The sequence below is a fragment of the Psychrobacter okhotskensis genome (assembly GCF_013248965.1).
GTDB lineage: Bacteria > Pseudomonadota > Gammaproteobacteria > Pseudomonadales > Moraxellaceae > Psychrobacter > Psychrobacter okhotskensis.
The window spans coordinates 43,676-59,478 of the sequence record NZ_JABRVQ010000002.1 but is presented as its reverse complement, the minus strand read 5'-3'; the positions used below and the strand labels follow the sequence as shown (position 1 = coordinate 59,478).

Below are 15,803 nucleotides of genomic sequence, written 5' to 3'. Positions count from 1 at the left end.
TTGATTTTGCAATCATGATAATAATCTGTCTTAAACTCTAATCATTATTACTGCTTATATTGCAACTGGATTTATATTTTGTTCATTCCTGATAAAAAATCTGCTACGCTTGCTGGCATGAGTAAATATCCTATTGATACCCCGTCAAAACTATCCGCTGATAAGCTTGCGAGCCACACGCCGAGTGCCCCAGCACCGTCACACTTACCGGATAGCATGATCTCGTCGGTCCGCCTTTTGCCCGAAGATAAACGACTGATTTTATTTACCAGACACTCCTTGCGCGAGCGTTCTGATGGTAATGGTTTTGCCAGCTACCAGTTGCCACTGACACCAAAAGGCCGTGTACTGGCCAAATCTTGGGGGCGTTGGTTGGCAGGACATTTGCCATACTCGCTCGATGTCGATAGCATCTCAAGCCCGATTGGTCGCTGTATTGATACTGCGCAGCTGATGCAAGAAGGCGCGGGACTACAGCGCAATATCGCTCATCAGTCTTTGCTAGTAGAGCCTGGCAGCCTAGTCACTGAGCCTGAGATTGCCAACGTGGTATTTAAAGAGATTGGGGTGCTTAACTTTATCAATCGTTTCCTCCAAGGCAACCTCGAAGGCACTAAAAATGCCTATCAGGGTGGTCTCGATATCTTGTCGATTTTTTATCAACATCAACCGCAGCACGGGCATTTAATGCTCGCTGTTAGTCACGATACTTTATTGTCTGCTTTTTTAGCGGTCATGCTTGATGTGACCGAAATCGATTGGAATGATTGGCCTAAGATGATGGAAGGGGTGTTTTTGTGGTTTGATGATAAGCCCTTTGAGCAAGCCAATGCTTATTTTGTTTGGCGCGGTGAGGTTTATATCCGCCCGATTAGCGCTTTATTAGAGGGCTACCGTGCTGCTGGTTTTCATCTGAATAAATTGCTATTGCCACCTGAAATAAAGTGGACTTAATTGTTTTTTTTGCCAAATGATGAATAATTTCTAAACAGGCATAAAAAAACCTTGCTCCAGTATTAGAACTGGTAACAAGGTTTTAGTCATCACGCTATAAAGGCGAGATGCGGTCTAAACGCTAGCAATCTTAAGCTTGTAGGCCTTTGATTGTTTTGTTTAGGCGGCTCTTACGACGAGCAGCTTTATTCTTATGAATAATACCTTTGTCAGCCATACGATCAAGAACCGGTACCGCTTTTTTGTAAGCTTCGGTAGCCGCGTCATAATCTTTAGCAGCGATTGCCGCATCAACACGTTTTAAGTAAGTACGAACCATAGAGCGTTGTGACGCAGAGTTCTGACGACGTTTGGTGTTTTGACGGGCGCGTTTACGAGCTTGTGCAGTATTAGCCACGCGTATCTCCTTGATAAAGACAGATAAAAATATGAATGTTGATTGCAATAATGGGTTTAACAATCATCGGTGACGAGCAGCCTCTCGCCAAACATGATGTCGATGTCTGATATTAAGACCTCTAATATCGATAGAACATCGCAAGCGCCAGAACTGTTTGGAATAATTAAACAGCGTTGACGTGTAAAGCCGGTTATCTTAGCAAATTATTGCGCTTAGGACAATATATTTGATAGTTAATGCACAAAGTAGTTAAACTATCTGCTAATATTTTGCTGTATTTGGCTATTAAGAGCAAAGTTGGTCGCCAAGCGATGCCTATTACTGACAAAATCTCTTACAATAAACTGTGTCTAACTGTGCCTAATAACCCTCAGTGATGCGTTAATTTAGGTATGATACATGAGCGATCTGTTTTTACGGATATGTCTTCTCATCATCATGGATTTTCTAACATTATACAAAATACAAATGGATAGGGTATGCAGCGAAAAGCAATTATGATTGGCGCGACAGGATTGGTAGGTCAACATCTTGTAAAGCAGCTTAGTGAGATTTATGATACGTTGATCGTGATTGCTCGGCGTCCACCACGCTATATCAATGCCAGTATGCGTTTTTATCAGGTCAATGATTTTGATAATTTAAGCGAAATCTTTGCCAGTGTTGGGGTTGATCGAACAACGGATGCCTTTAGTTGCCTTGGTACTACTAAGAAACAAGCGGGTAGTGATGAAGCTTTTCACAAAGTCGATCATGATTATAATGTCAATTTCGCTAAATTATGCCGCGATAAAGGTGTTGAAAACTTCTTTTTGCTGTCATCGATGAACGCTGATATCGACAGTCGCTTTTTATACAATCGGGTCAAAGCGGAAACTGAGCAGTCGATTGTGGCCTTGGATTTTGCCCAGCTAGTGATTTTTCGCCCGTCTTTGTTACTTGGCAAACATAAAGGTCGTCCACTTGAAAGTATTGGCCAAAAAGCCTTTCAGCTTATATCACCGTTGGTGTCTGAATCGTTATCATTGCATCCTATTTCGGCCAAGCGTGTTGCCAGCGCCATGGCTATGAGCGCCCATGACATTTATCAGCGTAGCAAATACCGGACCGAACCGTTATTGGAGCACACGGATATCATTGAAAATAAGCAGATGCTGGCAATGACTAGAGTGAAAAAATAGCCTAAGCAGCACATAAAAAAATAGTTAAAATCAATTATAAGTAATTAAGGAGCCTCATCATGTCAAACACGATGCCAGAAGCAACCGCAATGAATAAAGAGAGCTTTGTGACCTGTGATTTATTGGATGCCAATCCTGAATCGCAGGTATGCCTGCCCAATATCGAAGGCAAGTCATTTCATAGCTTTGGTGGCAAGGACAAGTTCTGCGGTGAAATCGTGACCGTTAAATGCTTTGAAGACAATAGCCGCGTAAAATCGTTATTAAACAGCGAGGGTAAAGACAAAGACGGTAATGGCAAAGTATTGGTGGTCGACGGTGGTGGCTCAATGCGTTGTGCGCTGTTAGGCGATATGATTGCGCAGTCAGCGATTGATAATGGCTGGGCAGGGGTTGTGGTGTACGGCTGTGTCCGTGATGTTGATGATATGGCAGCAATGGACATCGGTGTCATGGCACTAGGTTGTATCCCGCGCAAGTCAAATCGCCGCGATGAAGGACAAACCGACATTGAAATTAGCTTTGGTGATTTAACCCTAAATTCTGGTATGTTTGTTTATGCAGACAATAACGGCATTATCGCGAGCGACAAGCCATTAATTTAAAAACCGCTTATAATTTAAAAGCAGCTCAATGCATACAACTCAAAAACCTCAGCTTAACCGTTGAGGTTTTTACATTTACTCTGTCTTTATATACGAATATAAGTTTTATCAACTATTTAGCTATTGGTTTTTTATTAAAAATGCTAAGTGACAAACCGTTACGGCATAAATTTTGGTAATTGCTGAAATATTCGTATAATAGCTTTCTGACTCTTAACGTTGATCCTATTCTTTATGCCTATCACTGCTTTGACTGACGCCTTTGACCCGATTAACCAGCAGTTATTCCCTATCCAGAATGCCCAGCGCCGTTGGCTGGCACCTGTGCATGGGGCAGTCAGTAGTTTGTGGCTGGCAAGTCTGGTGCAAACGCCGCTATGGAATGTTGCCGACCGTTTGAAAGTCGTGGTAACTCGTGACCAAAACCAGCTTAACCAGATAGAGACAGAGTTGGCATTCTGCGGCGTCGATGCTTATGTATTCCCTGATTGGGAGACATTGACCTATGATGAGCTGTCACCGCATCAAGATATCGTCAGCGAACGTATCAATCTATTAACCGATATGCCAGCGTCAGGCGTGCTGCTCATCTCGGTACAGGCGTTGATGCATCGGGTCGCACCGCCAAGCTGGCTGATAGGGCAGCATTTTGATTTGAGTGTCGGTGATCGATTCGATATCAATACCCAACGTGGCTTATTGGCAAAGGCCGGTTACCGTGCCGTTGAAAACGTCTTTGAGCCGGGCGAATTTGCCGTACGCGGTAGTATTATTGATATCTTTGCCATGGGTCAGCCGTTTCCGCTACGTCTAGATTTATTCGATGATGAAATTGAAACCATTCGCTTCTTTAATCCGCAGACTCAGCGCACACTGACCGTCGATGACATCAAAACCATGATGAGCGGCAACGATAGCAGCATGGGCAAAGAGTCGCTGTCGCTACTGCATAAACTGCCAGATATCTCAAAGCCCATTAAGCAGTTTCAAATCTTACCCGCCAAAGAGTTTCCGCTTGATGAGGGGCGCGAGACCTTTCGCACTAACTTTGCTGCGATGTTCCCTAATACCAGCAGCCGTAAGTTTGAGCTGCATAAAGACGTCATGGCAGGTATCGCCAGTAGCGGACTTGAATACTACCAGCCACTATTCTTTGACTTAAAGGATTGGGAAGCTGAGAGTAGCTTATTTGCTTACCTACCAAGTGATGCGCTATTTATAACAGATGAGCTGATCAACGAAAAGCAAGCAGATTACTGGTCACAGATTCAGCGCCGTTATGAAGAACGTCGTCATGATATTGATAAACCCATCGTCGCGCCTGAATGGTTGTATTTATTATCAAATACGCTTAACGAGCACCTCAATCATTATCCACGCGTGATACTCAGTGCCCGTAATGAATTGGCTACCATGACCGATGTCGCTGCGATTGATAGCGATGCTTCGCTATTAGAAGATGCGTCATTGTTAGCAGACAAATCATTGCTGCAAGTTGAAGAGCAGTCAGATTCACAGCCACAACTGCCGCTTGTGGCAAATAAGCAGCAAGGCTTGGTGACGTTAAGTGCGCTAGAGCCGCCGCAATTATCAGTCAATCATCAAAAAGCTGAGCCACTGACTGAACTGCTAGAATTTTTAGCGCTGCAAGCGCAAACAGCAACACCTGTATTGATTGTCGCTGAAACAGCGGGTCGCCGCGAGATTCTCATCGAGCTGTTTAAAGGTAAAATTGATATCAAAGCTTATGACAGCTTTGAGGCATTTTTAGCCGCCGACAAAACTACTGGTCTTAATGCTAAAAAGCTGCCACAGGTTGGGCTAACCGTTGCACCTATTGAGCGCGGGGTATATGTCCCTGAACGTTTGGTATTAATTAGTGAGACACAGTTATTTGGTCGGCAAGTACTACAAACGCGCCGCCGTCGTCAAAGCGGTGTGTCAGAAGAGTTTTTGGTTAAAAGCGTTACCGAGATAACCGAAGGCAGTCCAGTGGTGCATATCGAGCATGGTATCGGACGTTACAATGGACTGATTACGCTAGATGTCGGCGATGGTGAACAAGAGTTTATTCATTTGAAATATGCCGATGATGCCAGTATCTATGTACCGGTTGCCAATTTACAAATGATTAACCGTTATAGCGGCGGTGATCCTGCACTTGCGCCATTGCATAAAATTGGCAGCGGCAAATGGGATAAAGCCAAGCAAAAAGCGCTCGAGCAAATCCATGACGTGGCGGCTGAACTGCTTAATATGCAAGCACGGCGCGAAGCCAAAGTTGGTATTCATTTTAAAATAGATCCATCACAGTACGAGCTGTTTGCCAGTCAATTTGCTTTTGAAGAAACGCCCGATCAAGCCAATGCTATCCATGCGGTGATGGAAGACATGAGGCAAAACCAACCAATGGATCGCCTTATCTGCGGTGATGTCGGTTTTGGTAAGACTGAGGTGGCCATGCGCGCGGCGTTTATCGCGGTCAGCGCCGGTTATCAAGTGGCAGTATTGGTGCCGACAACCTTGCTAGCCGGCCAGCATGAAGACAATTTCCGCGACCGTTTTGCTGATTGGCCAGTGCGTATCGAAACGCTATCGCGCTTCGGTGGCAAAAAACATCAAGAGACGGTATTGGCTGATTTAGCAGCTGGCAAGGTTGATATCGTTATCGGCACGCATAAACTATTACAACCCGATGTGAAATTCTCTAATTTAGGCTTGATGATTGTTGATGAAGAGCATCGCTTTGGCGTGCGTCATAAAGAGCGTATCAAGGCGATTCAGACTGATGTGGATAGTATGTCGATGACTGCGACTCCCATCCCTAGAACGCTTAATATGGCGCTCTCAGGTATGCGTGATATGTCGATTATTGCCACGCCACCGGCACGTCGTTTGGCTATTAAAACCTTTGTCATGCAAAAAACAGAAGCCCTAATGAAAGAGGCTATCTTGCGTGAGCTACTGCGTGGCGGGCAAGTTTATTTATTGCATAATGATGTGGCGAGCATTGAGCGTATGGCAGAAACCATACGTGAACTGGTTCCTGAAGCACGAGTAGGGGTTGCTCATGGACAAATGCAAGAGCGCCAACTTGAACAAGTCATGCAGCAGTTTTATCATAAAAAGTTCAACGTGCTAGTCTGTTCGACCATTATCGAAACCGGTATTGATGTACCCAATGCCAATACCATTATCATTGAGCGCGCCGATAAGTTTGGCTTGGCGCAATTGCATCAGCTGCGAGGTCGTGTTGGCCGTAGTCATCACCAGGCTTATTGTTATCTGCTAGTGCCTTCTATCAAAGGTCTTAAAGGCGATGCTAAGCGCCGTCTGCACGCGATTGAGCGCGCTAATACACTGGGCGCAGGCTTTATGCTGGCAAGTGAGGATTTAGAGATTCGCGGTGCTGGCGAGATACTTGGTAAGCAGCAAAGTGGTAATATGCAAGCGATTGGCTTTAGCTTATATATGGATATGCTTGAGCGAGCGACAAAAGCGATTAAAGCTGGTAAAGAGCCTGATTTGAGTACGCCATTGTCGCTGACCAGCGAGATTAACCTGCATAGTTCAGCGTTGATACCAGAAGAATATCTACACGATGTGCATCAGCGCTTATTATTTTATAAACGCATCAGTAATGCCGATGACAAAGAAGCTCTGACTGATATTCGTACCGAAATGATTGACCGTTTTGGCATATTACCCGATAAAACCAAGCAGTTGTTCGCTATTCACGGACTGCGTATACAAGCTGAGCCGCTAAAGATTAATAAGATTGATGCCAATAGTAATAGCATGACATTAGAGTTTGCACCTGATACGCCAGTCGATGCCTTAGCAATTATTAAGTTAATTCAGAGCAATGGTCAGCGCTACCGTATGAATGGTGCCTCTGGTATTCGTTATCAGGATGCCGATAAACTGGCAACTCCGCAGCAGCGCGTCAGCGCGATTCAAGAGCTATTACGCTATTTTAATGAGCATATGGTGGCAGAAACTGTTTAGCTTTATTGATTTATTCGTTTAACCTAAGTAGATTCGCTAAATGAATTAGCTCAGGTAAATATCAAACCTTAAGTCAATCAGTCATGGCGCTATTTTATCGATTGGATAACTGATAAAATAGCGACATCCTATATTTAGCTTATTATCCTTATAGCTTATTAATTTTTGAATTAATTCTAATTCCTTTTATTCAAGCGTCATAACAAGAGAACCGTCATTATGTTCCAACTTCATCATAAACTTGCTGCTGATAGTTTTTTAGTGGGTGATTTCCCATTATCGACCTGTCGTTTAATCAATGATTGTCAGTTTCCTTGGTTGATATTGGTACCACGCGTATCCGGTATCAAAGAGTTATATGAGCTATCTGAGGCTGACCAAGTACAGTTTTTGCGTGAATCTAGCTGGTTATCAAGCCAATTGGCCAAGACCTTCCAAGCTGATAAAATGAACGTGGCAGCACTCGGCAATCAAGTACCGCAGCTACATTTCCATCATATCGTTCGCTATCAAAACGACATGCAGTGGCCAAATCCAGTATGGGGGGTACCTGCTATACCGTATACCAACGAAGTATTGGCGCAGATGCAGCAAACGCTGATGATGGTATTACGTGGTCATTATCAAATGCCGTTTGATTGGCAAATGTAATCAGGCATTAAATGATGAGTTGTCAGTTTTGCCTCAATGTTTTTATTAAAGTAGTTTTTATTTAAAAAAAGTCATAGTAAAGTTAGATTTAATGATAATTTCAGCTGAGTTAACATAAATCGTTTTACATTTGTCTGTTATTCATTATATTAGAGAGTGAGTTGGTTAAATGGATATAGCCAACTTATCTGCTCGCAGTCGTTCTTTGCGTATTAATCAGTATGCTTGATTTAATGCTTTGGAAACGCTTCGAGGTATTTAGTCTTAGATTGAAAGTTTTCAGTCTGAGATTTTACTCTATGTTAAGGATAACAGATGGCTACTTCCTCTATTACATCCCCATTACTACGACCTTCTATGTTACTTATCTCTATTTGTACCGCGGCTCTCGGTTTGACTGCCTGTGAGACGGATTCAACTGAAGACTCCCCAGTAGATAGCTCTGTCACATTAAATTATAGTGCTTCTACGGCAGCGACATCTACAAGAGCAATGCCGACAACACAATATCTCGTTGGTAGCGGTAAGGCAGATATCACCGGTGCTGCTGCCGAGACGGGCATGTTTGGTTATGCTTCTGGACAGGTTGTGCAAGGTATTAATGACCGCTTATATTCTCATGCTTTTATTATCGGAGAGGATACGAATAGTCAAAATCAAGGTAAACGCGTCGTTTATGTCTCAGCAGATATGGGGGCGATGTTTACCGCGGTAAAGCTTGAGGTCATCAAGCGCTTAGAAGCAGATTATGGCGAATTATATAATGATGATAACGTCATGCTTACCGCCACTCATACCCACGTGGGTAATGCCGGCTACTCGCATCAACAGCTGTATCAAATTGCCAGTACTGATGATACCTTATCAGGCTATAGCAGCCAAAACTTCAATGCTATCGTTAATGGTATTGTCACCTCGATTAAGCGTGCTCACGATACCTTGGCTCCCGGGACGCTATCTTTGGCGCAAGGCGAGCTAAAAGGTGCAACGCTCAATCGCTCAGAATTTGCTTATGACAATAATGTCGATGCAAAAGACTTTGATAGTAATGTTAACGAGACCATGACTCAGCTGCGCCTGAATGCTGCCGATGGCACGCCAGTAGGTCTGATTAATTGGTTTGCACTGCATCCAACCAGTTTTAGTAATCAGTTTATGCATCTAAGCGCTGACAATAAAGGTTTTGCTCAGCGCGGCGCTGAAAAGATTTTTGGTAAAAATTCAGACAAGCCGTTTGTCGCAGCTTTTGCCAATGCTGATGAGGGTGATGTGCTGGCGGCAGGCGGCAATGCCAACTCAAAGCCAGGCTATCAAGGCAGTGATAATGAGTGGGAAAACGTCAGGCGTGATGGGCAACTGCAGCTTGATAAGGCGGTTGAGCTTTGGAATCAAGGCGTGGCCGTTGCTGGACCAGTAGACGTACGCGCCCGTTGGGTTGATTTAAAGGGCTATCAAGTCGATGGTAGATTTACCAATGGCGCGGGCAATAAAATTCTATGTATGCCAGCTCGCGGTTACTCGTTTGCTGCTGGCGGCGAGAATGGTCCATCGAACATACCGGGTATGTATGAGGGCATGACGCGAGAAAATTTCCGCATTAATGATGATATTAATAAAGTCGACCAGTCTTTCCTAGGTAGTTTGACGCGCGGCGCCTTTGGTATTGTTTCAACCGTCAGCCAAGATGATTGTCAGGCTGAAAAACAGGTGTTATTACCGACTGGCAGCTGGGGCTGGATTAATACTGAACAACCTGTTCAGCTGATGCGTATCGGTAATATCGCTCTCGTTGCTATTCCTGGCGAGCCGACCACCATGGTCGGACGACGGATGCGCGCGGCAGTACTTGCACAGCTAAAAGACTCAGGAGTTGATACCGTTATTATTAATGGCTTGGCCAATAACTATAGCGGCTATTTAAGTACGCGAGAAGAGTTTGCCACCCAGCATTATGAAGGGGCGTCTACTGAGTATGGCCCTTATCAAGCTGCTGCTTATGTCCAAGAATATACGCAACTGGCCGAAGCGCTACGGGATGGCATAGAGGTTTATGACAGCGCCACGCCGCCTGATCGCTCAGGCAAATCGTTTAATGAGCGTCCGGGGGTGGTGTTTGATGACAAGCCTTTAAGACAAAGTTGGGGACAAACCCTCACTCAGCCCAAAGCCAGTTATCAAAAAGGTCAGGTTGCCACTGCGGTATTCCGCGGCGCTCATCCTAAAAACAATCTACGTACCGAAGACAGTTTCTTAAAAGTACAGCGTTTTGAGAATGGTCAGTGGGTCGATTATTTGAGTGATAGCGACTTTGATACCACTTATACTTGGCAGCGTGAAGGCGCGGCTTATAGTAAGGCTATCGTTGATTGGCGAATCAGTAACGATACCCCAGCGGGTACTTATCGATTGACCCATCAAGGCGACTGGAAAAATGGTTGGACACGTAAAATTAAGCCTTATTCAGGCATTTCTAATACTTTTACTGTTCAACAGACCCTAGTATTTTCCATCTTTTGAATGCTAAAAAGCCAGATATTAAATATCTGGCTTTTTGATAATTGTTTTAAGTGATAACTTCCGTAAATTATTTTTATTTTGAGAGTCTTAAAAGTATTTGAAAGAAAAAGGAACGACCAAGGGTATTCTTTTGGTTACCAATGACATAGGTTGTATAAGCTTATTGTCGTATAATAAGCAATCACTATTATTATCCTCTTTTTTGTCATTGTCATCATGGCTACTATAGACATGCGCTGATGTATTTGTCATTGACTCTCATTAGTTTGTCTTGCTTAAGCGAACATTCCTTATGACCCTTTTAGATAAGTTAAGACCGAAAATCCTGTTGCAGGACGATGGGATTTATCGATTTGACTATCCAGAAGTCTTCGTTTTAATCCTAACTGTTGTACTGATGGCTGTGCATTTTGAGTTTAGCCCAATGTCAATGGCTTTGCTCGTTATCATCTCTCTGCCAAGCCTCATGATTCTTATTTACAACTATCGTCGCCAAACCAGCTTTTGGACGTCTAATATTGTCATTATTTTGTTGTCTGCAGTGATAGGTTCTCTACAGTTCTGCACCGTGATGTCCATTAGCTTAGCGGCGTTGATAGCTATTCGTATTATCATAAGTAGTCCTGAAAATCACTTAAAGCTGATAGCGGTATCGGTAGTAACCATCATTATTTTTTATTATGTCAGCGTTACTTTACACGGTACTGGGATGGACTGTTATGAAGGTTGGCTACCGGCCATCGTGCTGATTACGAGTATGACCGTCATTATTTTTCATTTTCGCTACATTTATCATCAATACATTGGCTACGAAGCCAGCGCGTTACAAGCAGGTGGGCGTCTAAATACTATGGTGTCTGTCATTAGTAAACTGACACGCTTTGTTCCTCTACAAATTTGGGAGCCCATTGTAAAAGCAGATAGCCCTATTAGTGTCTCGAATAAACGGGCCAAGCTCACCATCATGTTCTCAGATATCGTTGGCTTTACTGAATTGTCTGATAGTCTAAGTGCTGATAATTTGGCCGATATTCTGAATACCTATATGCACTGTATGACCTTGATTGCGCATAAACACGGCGCAGTACTTGATAAGTTCATTGGTGATGGTATGGTGTGTTTTTTTGGCGAACCGGACAGTCGTGGCGCTCGGCAAGATGCCTTGGACTGTGTTGCCATGGCTATAGATATGCGCCGTGAAATGCGCACGTTACGACAAAAATGGCGACTCATGGGTTTTGATGGTTTATACATACGTATTGGTATTACCACCGGTTACTGCCATGTCGGTAATTTTGGTAGTAACAATCGCCTGAGTTATACGCTGATTGGCAAAGAAGCCAATTTAGCATCAAGGCTTGAAGCCAGTGCTGGCAAGGGTGAAATACTCGTTAGCGAAAGTACGCATGATTATATTTGTCACGATTATGAGTGTGATTATTCAGGTGCTTATCAATTAAAAGGCTTCGATGATAAGATTAAAGCATGGCAAGTACTTGATCCTGATGCCAATAAAGGTCGTTTATCAAAGTGGGTCGACCACACACTCCCTGGCTTTAATTTGCACCTCAACTTCAAAGATATGAAAGACAGTGATTATCAAGATGTGAGAAACCGCCTAAATCTTGCACTTGAACGTATTGAGCAAGAAGAGGCGGTGGCGCTTGAGGCTAATATAGTCGATACTAAATAAAATGGATACGTTATTTAATAACGCGAAACTGTTATAAGTTTTTCTGGCTTGCTGTGCCTACGCCGACAGAGGCTGCAAAACTCATATTAAAAACTAAGCATCCCAGTCCCGCTGTATCTTTTTAATATTGGACTGACTATAGCTTGAATAAGAGTAATAATAATCGTCATTAGGGCGTGTCCTCAATTCAACCAATAGCAATCTAAATGGGTTAAAAATGGTTAAATCTTGCCAAACATCGTCAAATAGCTAGGTAATATCTCGATATTATCTGCACTATTTTCCTTGTTTGACTGCAATCTACCTCATTTTTATCACCATTTTTAAAATGAGGACACGCCCTAGAAAAGCTTTAGATACGCTCTTTCTTTAAGTTTTTCCAAAAAAAAGGTCAGTTCATTGTTTTAACAATGAACTGACCTTTTTTACAATACCTAGATATTATAGGGAGCAAGAAGCTAATGCTGCGAGTGCTTAATGATTTTCTTTTGCATGGTTAAGCGTATATTTAGGAATCTCAATAGTTAAGTCATCATCATCAAGCATGACCTGACAGGACAAGCGTGAGTCAGGTTCTAATCCCCAAGCACGATCTAATAAGTCAGCTTCGATATCATCCATCTCATCTAAACTATCAAAGCCTTTACGGACAACTACATGGCAAGTCGTACATGCTTTTGACATCTCACAAGCATGTTCAATCTTAATGCCTTTTTCTAATAATGCTTTACATAAATTTTTGCCAGCTTCTAGCTCGACTTCAGTGCCTTCAGGGCAAATTTCATGATGGGGTAGTACGGTAATCTTTGGCATAAATTGTCTGTCCGATGCTAATCAATTAAAAAAATAAAAATATAAGAGGTCAGCTTAGTAAAATTGCTAAGCTGTATTGGTTCGATATTTTTGCTACCAGTCTTTAGCACTCGTACCTGCCATGCTGGCTTTGACGCTTTGATTCATAATTCGAGCAGCAAAGGCATCGCTATGAGGCTTGAGTTTTGTTTGCTGTGCCTCAATAAGCGCCAAATCATCAGTACTGAGCGTGGTTTGTAATGCTTGTATTTGCTCAGCCAATAATTGCTGTTCATCAGATGTCAGTAAGGCAGCAAATTCATTAAGTGCTGATTGCAGTGCTAAAACTTCACGTTCCGCTTCTACTTTGGTCTCAATTAAAGAGCGTGCATTTTTATCTTCTTCTGCGTATTTAAATCCAGCAATCAGTAACTGTTCTTTTTGTTCATCAGATAGCCCATAAGACGGCACGATTTCAATCTTGCTTTCTGTCTTAGTCGTGGTTTCTTGCGCACTGACGGTCAGCTGACCATTGGCATCAATACTAAAGGTCACTTCAATACGGGCAAAGCCAGCTTTCATTGGCGGGATACCGTATAGCTCGAAGCGGCCCAGTGAGCGGCAGTTATCTACTGTCTCACGCTCGCCTTGTACCACATGAATCACCATACCTGTTTGACCATCTTGATAGGTAGTGAATACTTGGCGTTTTTTGACAGGAATAGGTGTATTGCGTGGAATCAGTACCTCAACCAGACCACCCATGGTCTCAAGACCGAGCGATAGCGGCGTTACGTCTAATAGCAATAGATTGTTATCACTATCACCGTTGACCAATTGATGCGCCGTTTGGGCAGCGCCTAAAGCCACAACTTCATCTGGATTTAGACGGCAAAGCGGCTCTTTAGCAAAAAACTCAGTCACTACCTGCTGTACAGCTGGCATACGGGTAGAGCCACCGACTAAGATAACTTCATCTAAGTCTGAGGTAGATAGCTTGGCATCACGCAGTACTTGTTCACAGACACTTATCGTGCGGCGGCTAACGGGCTCTGCAATAGTTAGCAAGTCTTCACGGCGTAGCACACCTTGATAAGACTGCTCATTGACAGTGATATCAATATCGACCTGTTCAGCATCAGTTAGTGCTTGCTTATAAGCTTTGGCTTGTTGCGCAAGTATTGACTTGTCATGCAAGCTTACGTCTTTGGGGTCGATATTTAATTGCTTAATCAGCCAATTGGTCAGTAAGCGGTCAATATCATCACCGCCAAGCGCACTATTGCCGCCTGTGGCCAATACTTCAAAAACGCCGTCATTTAGTTTTAAGATAGAAACGTCAAAAGTGCCACCACCCAAATCATAAATTAAGTAATAACTTTCTTTATCACCTTCTTGATTAGGCTGATCGAGACCATAGGCAACGGCTGCGGCAGTCGGCTCATTTAATAGACGCAGTACATTGATACCAGCCGCTTGCGCCGCATCTTTGGTCGCTTGACGCTGCGCTTCATCAAAATAAGCAGGTACGGTAATGACAGCACCTGCAATACTATCTTCAGGCAATGCGCTTGCTGCACGTTGCTCAAGAGCGGCTAATATACGAGCTGACACCTCAACAGGAGATACTTCACCCTGAGCGGTGACAAAAGCTGGCATGTCATCTTTATTGCCACTTAATTCGTAAGGATGAGAGAATTTTATATCCGCTTGGCTGCGACCCATAAAGCGCTTAGCCGAGACGATCGTATTTTTTGGATCATCCGCTAAGTGGGCTAGGGCATCATACCCAACCAATGGCTTGCCAGTACTTGGATAATAGACCACAGAAGGTAGTAAAGTGTCATTAGCTGCGCCTGCTTCTAATACTTGCGCCTTGCCTGAGCGCACCACAGCGACCAATGAGCGCGTGGTACCAAGGTCTATCCCTAGGCCAAAACGATGCTGATGAGGTTGGGCACTTTGATTGGGTTCGGCAATTTGCAATAAAGACATAAGATAACTCAAAGATAAAATGAATAAGTGAAATGGGGCAAATACAACATAGGCGCTATGACAGTTAACGGCTGCGATTCTTCTCTAACATAGAAGAGAGTAGCGTTTAATAGCGCTTAAAATATGGGATTATACGGTATCGTTGAGACTATTTTAACCACCGCTTTAGAATATTGCTTTAAATAAGAGCGATAAATTAGAAAAGCTTACACATACTATCAATGATACAAGCTTTTGAGTATTCATTGTCTAAACGTATAAATCATCATCATCTGAATGCTCAGACGTTGCGACCTCATCAAGACCCGTTGTCACATCAGCATTTAACTTGACCAAGAATTTTAATTTTTGCGTCGCATCAATCGCGGTTTGCCAGTCTTTGCTTTGGTAAGCATTATTAAAACGCTGAGACTGTTTGGTCAAACGTTCTGTAATCTGCGGATGTAGCTGTTGTAACGTTGAGAGATTTTTATCTTCAATCGCCTCATCCAATTCGATACGCATCTGCATCGCATCTTCTAAAAAGTCTAAATCAGCGATTGAGTGTTCTAGGTTTTGTGCTTGTCCTGCCACATCTAACAGATAGCTTGCACGGCTATCAGGCGCACTCAGCGCTTGATAGGCTTGGTTAATCAATGCTGATGCTTGCTCAGACTGCTGTTGCGCTTGGGCGGCGTCTGTCAAGTTCTTGGCGACATTATCAGGATGATAGCGTTTTTGTAGCAGACGTAGATGCTGATCGAGACTCTCTTGATTGACGTCAAACTGTACCGGCTGCTCAAATAGGGCAAAGAAGTTATCAAACTGGGCTTCTTGAGTAATGTCTGTCATATCATACGCCTTGCTTTTTTTATTTATTTTTAAGGTTTTATCTAGCCAGTGGCTACTTTACTATTTGGTTGGCTGCACTGCTTACTGATTTAAGATTGGCTATTGCAGCACTTATTTACCATCGCCCGAATGTTAGGTCAAAAACCCTAAACTCAGAAAAATCAAATTATTTTATC

12 protein-coding genes are annotated in these 15,803 nt (G+C 43.3%); 7 read left to right on the top strand and 5 right to left on the bottom strand.

What is annotated here, in order from left to right:
- Positions 1–117 precede the first annotated feature (117 nt).
- Positions 118–954: a histidine phosphatase family protein gene (locus HQR03_RS01690; RefSeq protein ID WP_173238988.1), complete on the top strand. Its 837-nt coding sequence runs from the start codon at positions 118–120 to the stop codon at positions 952–954.
- A 130-nt stretch (positions 955–1,084) separates the two neighbouring features.
- Here the strand turns inward: HQR03_RS01690 and rpsT are convergent, their stop codons facing one another.
- Positions 1,085–1,351 (bottom strand): 30S ribosomal protein S20, encoded by a 267-nt coding sequence (gene rpsT, locus HQR03_RS01685; RefSeq protein WP_010200097.1) that lies wholly within the window; start codon positions 1,349–1,351, stop codon positions 1,085–1,087.
- Positions 1,352–1,833: 482 nt separating this feature from the next.
- Between rpsT and HQR03_RS01680 the strand changes: the two genes are divergently transcribed.
- From HQR03_RS01680 to HQR03_RS01660, 5 genes are all read left to right on the top strand, one after another.
- Positions 1,834–2,535, top strand: coding sequence for an NAD-dependent epimerase/dehydratase family protein (locus HQR03_RS01680; RefSeq protein WP_101211715.1), 702 nt, complete (start codon positions 1,834–1,836; stop codon positions 2,533–2,535).
- A gap of 89 nt (positions 2,536–2,624) precedes the next feature.
- Entirely contained in the window at positions 2,625–3,140 is a 516-nt protein-coding gene (gene rraA / locus HQR03_RS01675; protein ID WP_244951957.1) for a ribonuclease E activity regulator RraA, read from the top strand.
- A 234-nt stretch (positions 3,141–3,374) separates the two neighbouring features.
- Complete coding sequence (gene mfd / locus HQR03_RS01670; protein WP_173238920.1) at positions 3,375–7,148, top strand: transcription-repair coupling factor; 3,774 nt, start codon at positions 3,375–3,377, stop codon at positions 7,146–7,148.
- 219 nt (positions 7,149–7,367) lie between these two features.
- Positions 7,368–7,799 (top strand): HIT domain-containing protein, encoded by a 432-nt coding sequence (locus HQR03_RS01665; protein WP_173238919.1) that lies wholly within the window; start codon positions 7,368–7,370, stop codon positions 7,797–7,799.
- Positions 7,800–8,114: 315 nt separating this feature from the next.
- Positions 8,115–10,316, top strand: coding sequence for a neutral/alkaline non-lysosomal ceramidase N-terminal domain-containing protein (locus HQR03_RS01660; RefSeq protein ID WP_244951954.1), 2,202 nt, complete (start codon positions 8,115–8,117; stop codon positions 10,314–10,316).
- Positions 10,317–10,403: 87 nt separating this feature from the next.
- Here the strand turns inward: HQR03_RS01660 and HQR03_RS01655 are convergent, their stop codons facing one another.
- Positions 10,404–10,568, bottom strand: a complete 165-nt coding sequence (locus tag HQR03_RS01655) for a hypothetical protein (protein ID WP_156915669.1) — start codon at positions 10,566–10,568, stop codon at positions 10,404–10,406.
- A gap of 40 nt (positions 10,569–10,608) precedes the next feature.
- Here HQR03_RS01655 and HQR03_RS01650 point away from each other — a divergent pair, with 40 nt between their 5' ends.
- Positions 10,609–12,009 (top strand): adenylate/guanylate cyclase domain-containing protein, encoded by a 1,401-nt coding sequence (locus HQR03_RS01650; RefSeq protein WP_101211719.1) that lies wholly within the window; start codon positions 10,609–10,611, stop codon positions 12,007–12,009.
- Between the two features lie 474 nt (positions 12,010–12,483).
- Here HQR03_RS01650 and fdx read toward each other — a convergent pair whose 3' ends face one another.
- The 3 genes from fdx to hscB all read right to left on the bottom strand — a co-directional run bounded on the left by fdx (position 12,484) and on the right by hscB (position 15,627).
- Positions 12,484–12,822 (bottom strand): ISC system 2Fe-2S type ferredoxin, encoded by a 339-nt coding sequence (gene fdx, locus HQR03_RS01645; RefSeq protein WP_173238918.1) that lies wholly within the window; start codon positions 12,820–12,822, stop codon positions 12,484–12,486.
- A 93-nt stretch (positions 12,823–12,915) separates the two neighbouring features.
- Positions 12,916–14,796 carry a Fe-S protein assembly chaperone HscA gene (gene hscA, locus HQR03_RS01640; protein ID WP_173238917.1) on the bottom strand — a complete coding sequence of 627 codons (1,881 nt, stop codon included), beginning with the start codon at positions 14,794–14,796 and terminating at the stop codon, positions 12,916–12,918.
- Positions 14,797–15,045: 249 nt separating this feature from the next.
- Positions 15,046–15,627: a Fe-S protein assembly co-chaperone HscB gene (gene hscB, locus HQR03_RS01635; RefSeq protein ID WP_025653018.1), complete on the bottom strand. Its 582-nt coding sequence runs from the start codon at positions 15,625–15,627 to the stop codon at positions 15,046–15,048.
- Between the last annotated feature and the right edge of the window lie 176 nt (positions 15,628–15,803).

Coding starts and splice junctions, on each gene's coding strand:
- HQR03_RS01690 (WP_173238988.1), top strand. CDS start 118: ATGAGTAAATATCCTATTGATACCCCGTCAAAACTATCCGCTGATAAG.
- HQR03_RS01680 (WP_101211715.1), top strand. CDS start 1,834: ATGCAGCGAAAAGCAATTATGATTGGCGCGACAGGATTGGTAGGTCAA.
- rraA (WP_244951957.1), top strand. CDS start 2,625: ATGAATAAAGAGAGCTTTGTGACCTGTGATTTATTGGATGCCAATCCT.
- mfd (WP_173238920.1), top strand. CDS start 3,375: ATGCCTATCACTGCTTTGACTGACGCCTTTGACCCGATTAACCAGCAG.
- HQR03_RS01665 (WP_173238919.1), top strand. CDS start 7,368: ATGTTCCAACTTCATCATAAACTTGCTGCTGATAGTTTTTTAGTGGGT.
- HQR03_RS01660 (WP_244951954.1), top strand. CDS start 8,115: ATGGCTACTTCCTCTATTACATCCCCATTACTACGACCTTCTATGTTA.
- HQR03_RS01655 (WP_156915669.1), bottom strand. CDS start 10,568: ATGACAAATACATCAGCGCATGTCTATAGTAGCCATGATGACAATGAC.
- HQR03_RS01650 (WP_101211719.1), top strand. CDS start 10,609: ATGACCCTTTTAGATAAGTTAAGACCGAAAATCCTGTTGCAGGACGAT.
- fdx (WP_173238918.1), bottom strand. CDS start 12,822: ATGCCAAAGATTACCGTACTACCCCATCATGAAATTTGCCCTGAAGGC.
- hscA (WP_173238917.1), bottom strand. CDS start 14,796: ATGTCTTTATTGCAAATTGCCGAACCCAATCAAAGTGCCCAACCTCAT.
- hscB (WP_025653018.1), bottom strand. CDS start 15,627: ATGACAGACATTACTCAAGAAGCCCAGTTTGATAACTTCTTTGCCCTA.